At 41.2% G+C, this 14,265-nt stretch carries 12 protein-coding genes and 1 riboswitch; of the genes, 4 read left to right on the plus strand and 8 right to left on the minus strand.

Going from position 1 to position 14,265, the window contains the following annotated elements; genetic code table 11:
- Window positions 1-26 precede the first annotated feature (26 nt).
- The gene (ade, locus tag DTOX_RS16285) at window positions 27-1,838 is read left to right on the plus strand and encodes an adenine deaminase (RefSeq protein WP_015758779.1); all 1,812 of its coding nucleotides are present in this window, start codon (window positions 27-29) and stop codon (window positions 1,836-1,838) included.
- 110 nt (window positions 1,839-1,948) lie between these two features.
- Here ade and DTOX_RS16290 read toward each other — a convergent pair whose 3' ends face one another.
- From DTOX_RS16290 to DTOX_RS16320, 7 genes are all read right to left on the minus strand, one after another.
- Entirely contained in the window at window positions 1,949-3,040 is a 1,092-nt protein-coding gene (locus DTOX_RS16290; RefSeq protein WP_015758780.1) for an anti-sigma factor domain-containing protein, read from the minus strand.
- Between the two features lie 2 nt (window positions 3,041-3,042).
- Entirely contained in the window at window positions 3,043-3,828 is a 786-nt protein-coding gene (gene sigI / locus DTOX_RS16295; RefSeq protein WP_242652450.1) for an RNA polymerase sigma-I factor, read from the minus strand.
- A 248-nt stretch (window positions 3,829-4,076) separates the two neighbouring features.
- The gene (locus DTOX_RS16300; RefSeq protein ID WP_015758782.1) at window positions 4,077-6,170 is read right to left on the minus strand and encodes a beta-propeller domain-containing protein; all 2,094 of its coding nucleotides are present in this window, start codon (window positions 6,168-6,170) and stop codon (window positions 4,077-4,079) included.
- A gap of 125 nt (window positions 6,171-6,295) precedes the next feature.
- A complete protein-coding gene (locus tag DTOX_RS21670; RefSeq protein ID WP_015758783.1) occupies window positions 6,296-6,880 on the minus strand; it encodes a methylated-DNA--[protein]-cysteine S-methyltransferase in 585 nt (194 codons plus the stop codon).
- A 15-nt stretch (window positions 6,881-6,895) separates the two neighbouring features.
- On the minus strand, window positions 6,896-7,810 hold the full coding sequence (gene cysK / locus DTOX_RS16310) for a cysteine synthase A (RefSeq protein WP_015758784.1): 915 nt from the start codon (window positions 7,808-7,810) through the stop codon (window positions 6,896-6,898).
- Window positions 7,811-7,898: 88 nt separating this feature from the next.
- The gene (locus DTOX_RS16315) at window positions 7,899-8,981 is read right to left on the minus strand and encodes a GerAB/ArcD/ProY family transporter (protein WP_015758785.1); all 1,083 of its coding nucleotides are present in this window, start codon (window positions 8,979-8,981) and stop codon (window positions 7,899-7,901) included.
- 251 nt (window positions 8,982-9,232) lie between these two features.
- Window positions 9,233-10,792: a methyl-accepting chemotaxis protein gene (locus tag DTOX_RS16320; RefSeq protein WP_015758786.1), complete on the minus strand. Its 1,560-nt coding sequence runs from the start codon at window positions 10,790-10,792 to the stop codon at window positions 9,233-9,235.
- Between the two features lie 179 nt (window positions 10,793-10,971).
- Window positions 10,972-11,062: riboswitch (cyclic di-GMP riboswitch) on the minus strand.
- Window positions 11,063-11,306: 244 nt separating this feature from the next.
- Here DTOX_RS16320 and DTOX_RS16325 point away from each other — a divergent pair.
- Together DTOX_RS16325 and DTOX_RS16330 are read left to right on the plus strand one after the other, a co-directional pair.
- Complete coding sequence (locus DTOX_RS16325; protein WP_015758787.1) at window positions 11,307-11,576, plus strand: DUF1540 domain-containing protein; 270 nt, start codon at window positions 11,307-11,309, stop codon at window positions 11,574-11,576.
- A 91-nt stretch (window positions 11,577-11,667) separates the two neighbouring features.
- Complete coding sequence (locus DTOX_RS16330; protein ID WP_015758788.1) at window positions 11,668-11,919, plus strand: hypothetical protein; 252 nt, start codon at window positions 11,668-11,670, stop codon at window positions 11,917-11,919.
- A gap of 383 nt (window positions 11,920-12,302) precedes the next feature.
- Here the strand turns inward: DTOX_RS16330 and DTOX_RS23160 are convergent, their stop codons facing one another.
- Window positions 12,303-12,476, minus strand: coding sequence for a hypothetical protein (locus DTOX_RS23160; RefSeq protein WP_157862990.1), 174 nt, complete (start codon window positions 12,474-12,476; stop codon window positions 12,303-12,305).
- 357 nt (window positions 12,477-12,833) lie between these two features.
- Between DTOX_RS23160 and DTOX_RS16340 the strand changes: the two genes are divergently transcribed.
- Window positions 12,834-14,075, plus strand: coding sequence for an O-antigen ligase family protein (locus DTOX_RS16340; RefSeq protein ID WP_015758791.1), 1,242 nt, complete (start codon window positions 12,834-12,836; stop codon window positions 14,073-14,075).
- Window positions 14,076-14,265 lie beyond the last annotated feature (190 nt).

The following is a 14,265-nucleotide window of genomic DNA, read 5'->3' on the forward strand; positions in this document are numbered from 1 at the left end:
ATTAGAAATTATTGAGGAGATGTATCATGAAAAACTATAACAAGAGGCAACAAAAATGGGAAATAACCAGGGATTTAACATTGGCTGCTCAGGGAAAATTAAAAGCTGATCTGGTAATCAAAGGGGGTAAACTGGTTAATGTAAACACCGCGGAAATCATCCCCGATATTGATGTGGCTGTTAAACACGGCCGTGTTGTACTGGTGGGTCAAGCTGGCCATACTGTCGGCCCGCAAACAAGTATAATCGACGCGAACGGCTTTTACCTGGTACCCGGTCTCATGGACGGGCATATTCATGTAGAAAGCAGCATGGTAACAGTCAGTCAGTATGCCAGAGCAGTTCTACCTCACGGAACAACAGCTATCTTTATGGATCCTCATGAGATTGCCAATGTATTAGGGCTGGAAGGGGTCAAATTAATGATGCGGGAAGCTGAGAATTTACCGCTCAAAGTTTTCACTACAATGCCATCCTGCGTTCCCGCAGCCCCCGGCTTCGAGGATGCCGGTGCCCAATTCGGCCCGCAGGAGATTGAAACAGGCCTAAAATTGCCCGGTATTATCGGCCTGGGTGAAATGATGAATTTCCCCGGCGTTTTAGCCGGTAACGAAGATGTTCACAAGGAACTGGAAGCCACCCTAAAAACAGGCAAGGTGATAACAGGTCACTACTCCATCCCGGAAACAGAGGTGGGCCTGCAGGCATACACAGCTGCAGGGATCAGTTCCTGCCACGAATCAACAAGAGCGGATGAGGCGCTGGCCAAAATGCGGCTGGGCATGTACGCCATGCTGCGGGAAGGCTCGGCCTGGCATGATGTGAAAGCAACTATTAAAGCCATTACTGAAACTAACATCGATTCCCGTTTTGGAATTCTGGTATCTGATGATACTCATCCCCACACCCTGCTCTCGGACGGTCACCTGGATTATGTGGTAAGGCGTGCCATCAGGGAAGGCTTGAATCCGCTGCGGGCTATACAAATGGTGACTGTCAACACTGCCCAGTATTTTGGTGTGTCTGAAGATTTAGGCAGTATTGCACCCGGCAAGTGCGCGGATATTCTGTTGGTAAAAGATTTGACGGAAATGAGCATTCACATGGTTATTGCAGACGGTAAGGTTACAGCCAGGGAAGGCAAGTTTTTACCTGAACTGCCGTCCTTCAATTACCCTCAGTCAGCTAAAAACTCGGTAAAGCTAAAAAGTGCTTTAGAGGCACAGGATTTTATAATCAAGGCTCCCGGTGTATCCAAAGCTCTGTGCAGGGTTATGGAAGTAATTGAGGCACAAGTGACTAACAGGCACAGGCAGGTTGAGGTTCCTGTCATAGAAGGGCAGATTATGGCCTCAACAAAACAGGATCTGGCTAAACTAATGTGCTTGGAGCGTCATGGAGGTCCCGGTACGGCCGGTTTGGGCCTGGTCAGAGGCTTCCAACTGCAATGTGGCGCGGCAGCTTCTACTGTAGCCCATGACAGCCATAATCTTTTAATCATGGGCATGAACGATGCGGATATGGCACTGGCCGGAAATACTCTGATCAAATGCGGAGGAGGCATGGCAGTAGTAAAAAACGGAGAGATACTGGCTTTGCTGCCGCTGCCTATTGCCGGTCTGATGTCTGACCTGGCTGTGGAAACTGTGGCAGAACAAGTAGCGGCATTGGATCAGGCATGGAAAGCCCTTGGCTGCCGGCTGGTTTCACCGTTTATGACCATGGCGCTGCTGTCACTGCCGGTAATACCGGAATTAAGGTTAACCAACCGGGGCCTGGTAGATGTTATAAACCTCAAGTTTGTCGAGCCAGTGCTGCCGTCAATTTATTTACCCTAGAAGAACATAGCAAAAATATGTTCATAATTATATGATTTCCCGGAATACAAAAAAGACCACCTTCCGTAAAGTGGTCTTTTTACATTAATCAATTATATTTTTTTCAGAAATTACCTGCCCCAGTACTTATGATTATTTTTATCAGCATTGCCTCTTGGAATAGAACTTTTTACACTATTATTTGTTTTTATCTGCTGCTTATCGGTTTTTCTTATCGGATGCATATTGTCTTTCTGTTTTTTTAGACGCCGCTGTTGGGTAATATTATTTTCGGTGGTTGCTTTATTGTCAGCTGATTTTGATATGCCGTTTAAAGTTTTTACGGGTTGAGACGCGCCAGGTTTGTTCTGTGACCGGGCTTTATCGGTTTGACTGAATTTATTGGTTTTATTATCGAAATTTTGATACACATTCGGATGTTCTGATCGTTTCTGCTCAGGCACGCGCTTTGGAATAAGTTCTCGTATTTTAATCTTCTTATCATTTTGCAATTGGTTTATATCAGACTTTTTCAACTCAGTTATACTGATAGGTACGCCTTTTTTTTGGGCCTGCACATATAAAAGATATTTGCCGGTAGAAACTCCTGCTTTTTTAGCCTTTAACTCGGTGTCCTGATCAGCGGTTCCAACCAGCACCTCAGTCTTAATATCGGTGGCTTTCAAAGTCTTGTTGATTGCATTATAGACATTTTGCTCACTGACCGGTGATTTTGCGTCCTGTGCCGGTGTTACAGCAGATAGCACTATATTCTCCTTTGAGCTTTCCAAATAATTACTTTTTACGGCTTCAGTTATTACCAATTCTATCCCCTTGTATATATCCAGGTTTACTGTCTCAATTCTATGCAGCAGTTCTTCGCCCTCTGTGTTCAGTCCACTGGCCTTAATAATCTTTTGCTCGGAGTCAACCGCAAATTCCACACTGGGGTTTATATCCAAAGACACATAGGCAGCCGCCGCAGGTGTCAGGGGAAACAATCCCCTATACGCAGGAACGGCACAAAGCACTAATAAAATAGAAGCTGCCACCAGAAAAATTTTTCTATATTCAAATAGCTTATTAACAGGATTAATAATAACTTCTTCACCCAGTTGCACCGTTCTTCCGGGCATAGGTATTTTACAAAACTCCCCTTCCGGGGTCAGGACGATGCAGGACCGGCTCTGTTTTTTTAATACCAGCCCCTTCTTTTTCTCCATCCTCAACTTTCTCCTTTCCCTGAACCGGGGATATTAACATAAGAACTTAAATAGAGAAAATCTTCGTGGTAATAAAATATCAAAGCAGTAGCAATAATGTATTTGCGGCCCCTTTCCAGTGTTTTTCGGTGTATACCCGCTATTAAAGATAGTTCTTGAATAGGCAGCTTTTTTTTAGTTAAGAGATCTTGCATCAGGTTTGTATCAGAGGCCAATATGCGGGCCGCTTGTAATTGCGCCAGCCTGCTGTCACGGTGCTTTGGCGAGGATTTTACAAGGTTATCGAAACTGATACCGTAATTGCTTAACATTTTCTCGTACTGAAGGATTTCCAGCTCACTTTCCCTGGCAGCCACTTCCTGGTAATAATTATCCCACGATTTAGCAATTTCCGCCGGGTTTTCTCCCTGCTCACCATCGTTGAAAAACGGCTGGAGGTTGGCTGCATTATGCCTGGCTTCCTTTCGAAAATAATCGGTCAGCCTGCTCCTGACAACTATTCGCGCGTAAGCCGGAAAAGGTACCCGGCAATCCTCCTTATACCGGTCTATGGCTTCATTAAAAGCAATTAATCCAATACTTAATTCATCATCTCTGCCCCATTCCAACCTGCGCTGGCATAGATTTGACGTAATTTTGCCGATTAATGGTTTATACATTTCCAAAATGTCTTCCCTGGACTTAGCGTCACCTTCCCTGGCTATCCTTAGCTTATCTATTAAATCATATTTCGGAAGCAAACTGTCACTCCCTTCTCCCCCGCTGGAACAGCCACCTCTTTCCGACAAATTGCCCTCATCAATGATTATACGTAAAAAGAAATTTTTTTCAGGGGGTTTATAGAAATTTATCACAATATTTATTACAGATAAATCAATCAATAACATAAAAGTACCTATTATATTTTTTATGGAAAACGCCCACTTGTCCAGTGAGCGTTGGTTGCAAATAAATATATGCAGGCTACGGTTTACTCAATAATTGCTGTGTCTGCTAAAACTTCTGCGTTGCAAATAAATATATGCAGGCTACGGTTTTACTGTAAGGCAATCTCTTTAATTTCGCGCAAACCTGTTAAATCATTCAGCTTAATCTCCGCATCTGACATAGTGTAAAGTACATTTTCAATATAAAGGGAGCGGCGAACTTCTGACCTGTGTTCAACTTTATTCATCAATTTAATGCCTTCTTCCAGGGAAACTTTGAATGCATAAGCTCCCTGCCATGGCTGCTCATAAGCATCATGCTTCTGTTGGGCTGCAATACGAAAGAGCCTGTCTGATACAGGCAAAACCAGAAGGTTTTTCTCCCTGCTAAACAATACCGCCCTGTGATCATGAAGAGCCGCGGAATCAGAATTATCGCTCTCCACAACATACTTAGACATTTCCTTAGGTGCGGCAGGGTTGCTTACATCAAACAGAGCAATCTTTACACCTTTCTCTCTACTCACCGGCTCAATTATCATTTGCTTCTGAGAAAGCTGCCCAGGCAGACGCTCGACAACTTCTTTGCCTATACCAATTATATGATTCTCATCGTAAGGATGCAGGTAGTCCGAATAACCAGGTATTTTCAGTTCGCCGGCTACTCTGGGAAAGGCCGGATCTTTTAAATCAATAACAAAAAGCGGGTCAGTTTTGCGGAAAGTGACCAGATAAGCTCGCTCTCCCATAAACCTGGCACTAAAAATCCTCTCATTGACAGCCAGGCCAAGGAGTTTTCCTGTTATCTGCATATTTTCATCTAAAACATAAATGTTATTTTTAGGTGCCGGCGACTGCCCGGTTATGCTCCAGCTGCCCTGGGAAGTGGTAGCGATACGAAAATATCCGTTGTGTTCATCCATAGAGAACTGGTTTAACACATAGCCGTCAACTTCTCCTTTGCACTTGTAAACAACCTGCCCGGCATCAACCGCCAGCTTGTATATGACAGTTTTATTGTTTTCCCTCTCAATATCTCGCCGGTAACCTTCTACAATCCGGTTGATCTTTTCTTCTATTGCCGAAGCTTGCCGGTAATCAAGGCTGATTAAGTATTCACCTGCAATTTCCTCTAATATTTGCAGTCTCTGCGCATAGGTATTGCAGGAAGCCTGGCTCTCATTTATTGTACTTTGCACTTGTTCCGGCATAAGTGAGAGCAAGCTTTTATAGAGTTTCTCTCCATAAAACTCATAATCGGGAGATTTATTGCCGGTTAAATAAATGTTATTCTCAGAAGCAAAGATATTTTGCGATGTTCCGGTGAGATAAATCCTGCTCCGGAAATTTTTGCTGTCTTTTTTCATACTGACAGACGCCATTATTGAATAATTATAAGAGCTATCGGTACGGTCAAAATAATAGATTTCTTTCGGCTGAACAATTTTCTTAATACCGTTGTTAGTGAACACAGGCAGGGCAATATTCTGACCTGTCGCCTCGTTATAGCGGTAAACGGGAGTGTTGATTACTGCATAGACATTCTCTCCGATTTTCCTGGAAGTAACATAATTGCCGTCACAAGTTAACTCCTGCAGCATTAAAGGTGATTTACGGTCGGCAATATCATATTTGCGTAAAAACATCTTTTGCCGATCGGCTGAACTGCCAAAGACCAGCAAACTGTCTCCGTCAATAAATATCTCCTGCGGACGGCCGTCAAAACTTATTTCTGTTAGTTTTTTTGCTTCCTGAGCAGGATAAGCCTGCAGAATGACTAATTTTCCGTTGTTAACCAGATAAATATAACTGCCATCTGTCTTAACCAGATCAGCCTCATCCACCCCCCGCACCTGGTTGTTGGTCTCTGAGAAATCAGCTTTTTCTTTTGCCGCAGAAGCTTTCTTTTGATTAACCGCCATATCTGCTTTCATGGCAAAACCATTATCCACACTGTTTAACGGCAAAGACAAAGATTCTTCCATAACGAGTCCCCGGTGCGTCGTGCTCAGTCCAAAAACACCTGATACTTTATTGCTGTTTTTGATATACTCGGACAACTGTTCATAATCCGGAAAACTTTTCAGCTGCCCGGACGAAGAACCCGCCGGCTGCTCTGATGCCATGCTATTAACCGTCAAAATAAGCAGTATGCATACCAAGAGCGGCCATAATTTTCCGACTATTGCTACCTTTCCCTTCACAGATATACCTCCTTAAATTCTCTTTTCTAAATTGACGAATATAATAGATAATTGTTCCAATTAAAGATAAAAATTTAGGGCGAGCTTGCTTATCCAAATAAGTAGATAAGCAAGCTCGCCCAACATTAAAGAGATTTACGCAATTCTTCAGATTCCCACGCAAGCAATCTTTTTTTATATTCCGGCCTGCCGGCAAACCCGCCCAGACTGCCGTCCTGCCGGATAACGCGGTGACAGGGCAGTACCAGAAGATGCCGGTTGGCTGACAAAGCGTTGCCGACAGCTCTGGCAGCACGAGGCCTGCCGATTTTTTCAGCCAACTGGCAGTAAGATAAAACCTGGCCGCAAGGAATCTGCCTTAAAGCCTCCAAAACCTGTTTCTGAAACAAAGTATAGCCGGTCCAGTCTATCTTAATATCCGGCTGAAACCGCTGCCCGGAAAAATAACCTGTCAGCCAGTTTTTTAACTGGAAAACACCGGTTAAGTCAGTCTGAACTGAGGCTAAGGCTTCAACCGGCATATTTTCGAAAAGAATCGCCGGCCTGGATAATTCCTCACCTTTCAAAAACTTTCTGACAGCCATTTTATTGGTTAAAAACTCATGGGACTCTGAAGGATTTTTTTCCGGCAGGGTGACTGCGGCCAATCCCTCTGCTGACCAGGCAGCACACACCCACCCCCAGGCTGTTTCCATTGACAGGTAAAACATTTAATCACCCCAATCCTAAAAAACACCGGCAGACAGGTACCGCTCCCCTCCGTCGGGCAGCAATACCACTACCAGTTTACCCTGATTAGTCGCTTTTTCAGCCAGTTTCAGGGCAGCGTGCACGGCGGCTCCGGAGGAAATACCGGCTAAAACGCCTAATTCCCCGGCTAACCTGCGAGTCATGTTAAAAGCAGCTTCATCTGTAACGGCAACTATTTCATCCAGAAGTTCTGTTTGCAAAACCTCCGGTATAAAACCTGCTCCTATACCCTGAATTTTATGTAAACCGGCTTTGCCACCGCTTAATACAGGAGAAGCGGCAGGCTCTACAGCCACTATCCTGACTTCCGGCTTATTTTTTTTCAAAGCCTGCGCCACTCCGGTAATTGTACCGCCCGTACCCACACAGGCCACAAAAATATCCACCTGACCGCCGGTTTGCTGCCAGATTTCTTCACCGGTAGCTAAATGAGCTGCCGGGTTAGCCGGGTTAGTAAACTGCATAGGCATAAATGAATCCGGAATTTGACCGGCCAGTTCCTCAGCTCTGGCAATAGCTCCTCTCATTCCGTCAGCGCCTGGCGTCAGCACTGTCTCCGCGCCATAAGCCTGCAGAAGCTTGCGCCTCTCTTCACTCATTGTATCAGGCATAGTTAAAATCAACCGCCAGCCACTGGCAGCGCAAATAAGAGCCAGAGCTATACCTGTATTGCCGCTGGTCGGTTCAATTATTACACTGTCTTTATTAAGCAAGCCTTGCTCCCGAGCGGCCCGGATCATGGAAGAGGCGGTGCGATCCTTAACACTGCCGCCGGGATTGAACATCTCCAATTTGCCTAATAATCGGGCGGGCAAATACTTTTCTAATTTATTTAAACTGAGTAAAGGTGTCTGCCCTACTAATGAGGTAATATCATCAACGATTTGCATAAGCCGCCTCCTTTTTGTCACAAATCTATCACTTCCCAATAATAATGTCAATGAGTTTACCCCGGCCACGAAAAGGAGATAAGATTTATCAATTGCGTGCTTTTGCTGCTGCCCAAAGAAGCAGGGGTATTCCGTACTCAAAAGGAATGGCGTAATAAGGCCAGATTTCAGAGGCAAAGCTTATTTCTTCCACATAATTGGAATAAACAAAAAATGAAAGTGCTATTATCAGTATTCCTATTGGTATCATGATACTTCTGTAGTTTTGAATGCCCAAGCAATTTGCCAATCCCCAGTTAAACGCATAATAACAAATAGCAAACTTAATAAACATAAAACAAAACCAGTTAATTGTAACTATAGGAGCAAAAATATTGCCCACCAAAGACATGAAAGTAGATCCAAGAACAGGAAATAAATAACGACCTGAGCTTTCGACGCCTAAAACAAAAATCGAACGCAAGACCCCTACTTCTAAAACAATGAAGGCAACTAATATGCCAAATACAGCATGCAATAATAAGTTTCGTGATTTATTTATATTTTGATGATTAAAAAATAAAAACGCAAAAATTATCATTTCTCCGAAAGGAAAAGATACAGGTTCTATTGCACCCCTAATTATAGGTATATATCCATTTTCATTAATAGGGGTAATGCGACTAAAGTCAGCATTTAACAAGGACAGGAAAGAGAGCACCAGAAAAAATATTAACAATATTGGCATAATAAGAACCGTTATTCTGGCCAGCACCTCAAATCCCCCTATTAAAGCACCGAAAGTTACAATAACAATGACTATGGCTATTAAAACCGGGGGCGTTCTGGGCAATAACAGTAACTGAACAAAGTCTTCCGCATCTCGAAGAACCAGGACAGAAAGGTGTAAAACAAACCAGAGCAATAGGCCATTAATTATTTTACCAAATGGGTAGCCTAAAATTTGAACGCTGTACTGGATGATAGATTGACCCGGAAACATTCTTTGTAATGATATTAATACGTTGACAATAATAATAGAAGGAAATACTGCTATTAACACAGACAGCCATGCATCCTGCTTGGCATCCGAAATCACAGCGGACGGTACAAGCATTATTGCTGTTCCGATAAGAAAGCCAATAATTAAAAATGTAAAAGCAATTTCAGAAATATGTTGTTTATTACTCATAATACTTCCTTAAACGGTATATTTATATAAGATTATTATTAGTACAATTATGTTTTTGTATGTGCCTTGCGCAATTTTAAGTTCCGCTATCAGCAGCAAAATATGAAAAACCTCTCCAAAGTCAAGCAAGAAAAAGATCTGTCAACGTAGACAGATCAAAAGAAAGATATCATGAATATAAGACGCCCCGGCAAGGCTGTTCTATCTTTACATACGTAATTTTATCGTTATTGCAGCCAACATGCCATATTTTATATTTTAAAATTAACAACTATCGAATTAAGATCACCGGCTAACTTGTCTAAATTTCCGGCGGCGTTAGAAACTTCCTCCATAGCAGCTGTTTGTTCCTCTGTTGTCCCGGCAACATTTTGTACACCTGCGGAAACCTGTTCAGTAGATGCCGCTATAGTTTGCACCTGTTCACTGAGTTCCTGAACTGCCTTTATTATTTCATTAAAACTCTGTCCCACTTCGTTTGCCACCTCATTACCCTGTTCAACTTTTTCATCCCCTAATTTTATGGCTTGCACAGCCTGAATAGAATACCCTTCAATTTCATTCATTAGCTGTACTATCTCTTTTGTGGATTGTGCTGATTGCTCAGCCAGTTTTCTTACCTCTTCGGCTACAACAGCAAAACCTCTTCCCGCATCACCTGCTCTTGCTGCTTCAATAGCAGCGTTCAATGCCAGTAAATTTGTTTGATCTGCAATATTAGTAATAACTTCAACAAATTGCCCTATTTTGCTTATTGCCGTATTTAAATCTTTAATTGAAGTGCCTACCTGCATAGTAGATGTAGATATTTCCTTCATTTGATTATTCACCATTTCAATGCCTTGATGTCCTCTATCTGCATATTGTGAAGCTATACCGGCCCGATGAGAAACATCCTGCGCATTTTGTGACATGTTGTCTACCGTGCCGGCAATTTCACTCATTGTAGCGGCTGTTTCTGATGACCCTGCAGAGGTTTGCTGAGCTTGAGCAACCATCTGTGCAACCGACTCATTTATCTGTTTGGAGGAATTTATCAACTTTTGAATTATATCTTGAATGCTCTTCTGCATTTTAGTTAGCGAAACTGCCAGTTGACCCAATTCATCAGTCGATTTAATCTCAATTGCTTCTCTAAAATCTCCCCCGGCATATTTAGAGGAAATATCACTGATTTTCTTGAGAGCTATTGTAATTGGCCTGGTAATATAAAAAGCAAGTGTTAATCCTAATATTACTCCAAAGACAAGTATTACTAATGAAAAGGTTCTCGTTTTTATTGCTCTGTTTTGTACATTATCTCCTTCTTGTTGAATCTTTTGTTTTTGTATAACTATAAAATTATTTATCTCATTAATAGCTCTTTCATTAGCCGGAGCGGTAATGCCAGTCATGTATGAGGCAGCAGCTTTTTGTCCCTGTTCTTTATACATTGAAATTATTGCCATAGGATATTGTTCAAAATCATTTATAGCACTCTTAACTTGAGCAAAAAGCTGTTTATTTTCATCACTTGCAAGATTCTTTTCAATGTAAGCGGTTTCCTCATCTGATTCTTTTTTTGCCCGGGAATACTCATCTATAAATTTTTCGTTGCCGGTTGCTAAATAACCGCGAATACCCGCTGCTTGACGGGCAAAATTTAATGCCAGCTGGTATGAAGTATTTGTCATCGGAATTCTATGCTGAGATAAAGCTTCAGATTGGTCAACCAACTGTCCCAACTGATAGTAAGTGATACCTACCATGATTGTCATCAGTACCAATAAAGATGTAAAGCCTACCCAAATTTTAGTTGAAATTTTTTTCATTTTAATCCACCCCTAATTTTTTAAGCAAATTATGCAAAAATAACCCTGCTTAGTTTTAAGAACTGATATGCTCCAACTAACTCAGAATAACTTTCCAACCCCCTTTTGTTATTATTTATACTAACCGATAAATCAAAATAAAAAAGGAGGGCTGCTTTCCCCTCCTAAAGAATTTAGGTATTTGCAGCCTGGCAATCATAGCCATATTTTATGACCTTAGATCCAAGGTTTTGCGTCACCATCTTTCGTATGGTTTTGCCCATTAGTTATTTTTTATTTTTTAGACATTATAGCACAAAATCCTTGTTTTACACATAAATATATATTTTTCAAAGATAAATCACTAAAGCGTTGGCCTTCCATCAACCTAGAAAATTAAACTAATCATGGTTAATTGCTTCCGATTTTGCCAATAAATCCCTCACAATCAATATGTGTTAAACGTATATCTACTGAATTCAGAGAGATACTAAGCAAGGAAAATATCAATATAACTCACGAAAGGAATGATAAAATGAATCAGAATATTCGTTGTACTGTAGCTGACTGTCACTATTGGGCCTCAGGAAATATGTGTGCAGCCAACCAAATTCTTGTCACCACTGATAACGTTGCAGCTGTCGCACCTCCTCAAATTGACGCTAATATGGCCCATGCTATTGCACCTACAGCAGCAGGATTATCAATGGCTACAGCTTGCAAAACGTATGTGCAAAGAGGTTCCAATCAAGCCCTTGCAAACAATGTTGTGGGTATATCAAATTCAGGATTTAGGTTTATATAAACAATCAGTCTTGTCTGTTTTAAAAGGCGAGAGCTCACAGCTCACGCCTTTCTTATAATCTGATTACTAAAAATATATAACAGGTGATGAAATGGAAAAAGCAATGTTGTTTGTCCGTGAACAAAGCAAATTGAGATCAAACGGAGAGAATCCAAGTTTTATCTATGAAGGTTCAGTTGGAACCGATTTAAGAATCAATTTTAAGCATATTAGAAAAATAGAAATTGAGCAAATCGCTAAGCTGATCGGAGCGGAAGTGGTTTACCTGAAAGCATCCCAAAATGATGAGGAAAATAAGGATTCAGCCTCATCCTGGTACTATAAACTCTTTTGGAATATTTAATAAGCTATCCCTAAAATTATTGCAAACATTATTGTATATTACTAAAGAATTAATTAATAATATTATGGTGAACTTCGGGCCGTAGAGAATTGAGGGGGAAGACGAACAAAAGCGGAGGCAGGATGGGCTTGCGGTTTTATAGTCATATCGTGACCAAGCAAGTAAAAAGAGACCTCTCAAAAATTCAACGAACTAATGAAAGGCCTCGTTTTGTTATATATGAAGAAGCAAGCATCATTATTAAGTGTTGGCTTTTTTTCAGAGCTTTGTTCTAAGCAATAAGTTTTTCTGAGGCTGATTCAAAAACATACTCAAAATTTGAAACTACATCATTGATAAGGTATTGATTCTGGAAACAAGTTACCGGCTTAGGGGGAATGCATTTATCCGGTGGGCATCCACAGGCTAAAATCAGACAACAAATTAGCAGCAGAATAAACACCAGAGTCAAAATTAAAATAATCTTTTGTAGTCTTTCTTTCTTTCTTTTCTTTTCTTTCCTTCTTTTCTTTTTCTCTTTCCTCTCTTTTTCTTTCCTTTCTTCTTCGTGGTGGCACATAATATCCCTCCTTATCCTATAATTTAAAAAACCAGACCTGCTTCCTACTCAAAACACATCCATAAAAACTTTATATGGTATATTATGGATAATTTATAATATGAACTCGATAATTAATTGGTTACATAATTGTAATAATACTTTCTACACTATTAATATGGATATCGGATTAATAGCTATAGATATGAATTTTTGCTATTGGTTGTTATTTTTTGATGTTTTATTGTTTAGGCTAACAATTTAGGCTGGTCCGGCATAGAATAATCCAATGCCAAATGTTTTGACAACAGGCAGTTCTCAAAACCAGCCGATCTGGCAGCACAATCTCAACTTGTAAAATAAGGAGATTCTGATAATGGAGCTGTTAAAAACTCGGCGGGAAATGAGTTTCCTTATACTTTGGTTCACGGCAGCTATCTATCCCCTGGTAGTCATCCCTTACAAGCTTTGTTCCTCTTTTCCTTCAATTAACCAGTATTTTCTGGACTGCTTTTACGCACCCAGGTATATTATGCTGGCTGTTTTAGGTATCATGTCTTTAGTTATTCTAAGCAATGACCGGATACAGTTAAAACACCCTGCTTTTATTCCTCTGGGTTTATTTATATTCTTTGGCTTGCTTTCTACCCTTTTCGCCCCTGAACCCGTCACTGCCTGGATCGGCAATCCTTACCGCTACACTGGTTATACCACTTACCTGTTTTGTTTGCTGCTGTTTATTCTTGCTTATCGCAGCAATCATGCTGAACAAATATTAAAATATGCTGTTTGTACCGCAGTACTGGTATCATTTATTGCACTGCTGCAGTATTTAGGCTATAACCCGGTGCCTCATGAGCCCTACCGGGAAGGTATTCGCAGTTACAGTACTCTGGGAAATCCCGATTTTCTAGGCAGTTACCAGGTTTTTATCCTGCCGGCAGCTATGTTTTTCTACCTGAGAAAAAAAAAGCTGCGCTGGTTGATTTCCAGCGCCCTTATATACCTCGGCCTTATAGTATGTCAGACCAGGAGTTCATGGATAGCATTTTTTACTACATTTACATTTATCCTCCTTTACGCTTTGCCCCTTCCCAAGATAAGGAAACCAGCGGCCCTTTTATTGATAACATTTTTTGTTATTTTCTGCTTGTGTTCATTGAGCAAGGGGGGTGTCGTGTTTCTTAACAGGGCCGGCAGTATTGCCGGAGAGGCGTCAGCCGCACTGCGTTTTGAGGAAAATGCCGGCAATGGCAGGGTTATGATATGGAAAGAAACGCTGAAGTTATTGCCCGCTCATTGGGCTTTTGGTCTTGGACCGGATCACTTGGGCTATGCCGGGTTGAAAACTAAGCACCAGCATCCCATTGACAAAGCGCACAACATATTTTTGGAAATAGCTATTACAATGGGGGTTTTTGCTCTTCTTTTCTACCTGGCATTTTTGTCTTTCTTCTTATCTTTATATAGAACTAAATATGGGTTAATGTATTTGGCTATGATACTGGCTTATATTATCCAGGGATTGTTTAGTATAGAGGTAGTTTTGATTATGCCTTTGTTTTGGATTGTGCTGGGATTCTCACTCAGGTATACGGCGGGGGAGAAAGAGGGATGATGTTTTGTTACTCTATAAATAGTAAATATCAGTATATACATCGCCTCTTGTTGTATAACAACTTGGGGCTTTACTTTTGGTCAGATAAGGACAAGTAATTCATTGACAATAAGCTTTGTTAGTGTTAATATGGTCAAGTCACTGCTCGGAAGGAGGTGAAAGTATTGACTAAAGAATTGATAAATGAGAT

It is taken from the genome of Desulfofarcimen acetoxidans DSM 771 (assembly GCF_000024205.1).
Classification (GTDB): domain Bacteria; phylum Bacillota; class Desulfotomaculia; order Desulfotomaculales; family Desulfofarciminaceae; genus Desulfofarcimen; species Desulfofarcimen acetoxidans.

What these genes read in the sequence shown, in the direction of transcription:
- ade (WP_015758779.1), top strand. Translation starts at nt 27, where the DNA reads ATGAAAAACTATAACAAGAGGCAACAAAAATGGGAAATAACCAGGGAT.
- DTOX_RS16290 (WP_015758780.1), bottom strand. Translation starts at nt 3,040, where the DNA reads ATGGAGAAAAAGAAGGGGCTGGTATTAAAAAAACAGAGCCGGTCCTGC.
- DTOX_RS21670 (WP_015758783.1), bottom strand. Translation starts at nt 6,880, where the DNA reads ATGTTTTACCTGTCAATGGAAACAGCCTGGGGGTGGGTGTGTGCTGCC.
- cysK (WP_015758784.1), bottom strand. Translation starts at nt 7,810, where the DNA reads ATGCAAATCGTTGATGATATTACCTCATTAGTAGGGCAGACACCTTTA.
- DTOX_RS16315 (WP_015758785.1), bottom strand. Translation starts at nt 8,981, where the DNA reads ATGAGTAATAAACAACATATTTCTGAAATTGCTTTTACATTTTTAATT.
- DTOX_RS16320 (WP_015758786.1), bottom strand. Translation starts at nt 10,792, where the DNA reads ATGAAAAAAATTTCAACTAAAATTTGGGTAGGCTTTACATCTTTATTG.
- DTOX_RS16325 (WP_015758787.1), top strand. Translation starts at nt 11,307, where the DNA reads ATGAATCAGAATATTCGTTGTACTGTAGCTGACTGTCACTATTGGGCC.
- DTOX_RS16330 (WP_015758788.1), top strand. Translation starts at nt 11,668, where the DNA reads ATGGAAAAAGCAATGTTGTTTGTCCGTGAACAAAGCAAATTGAGATCA.
- DTOX_RS16340 (WP_015758791.1), top strand. Translation starts at nt 12,834, where the DNA reads ATGGAGCTGTTAAAAACTCGGCGGGAAATGAGTTTCCTTATACTTTGG.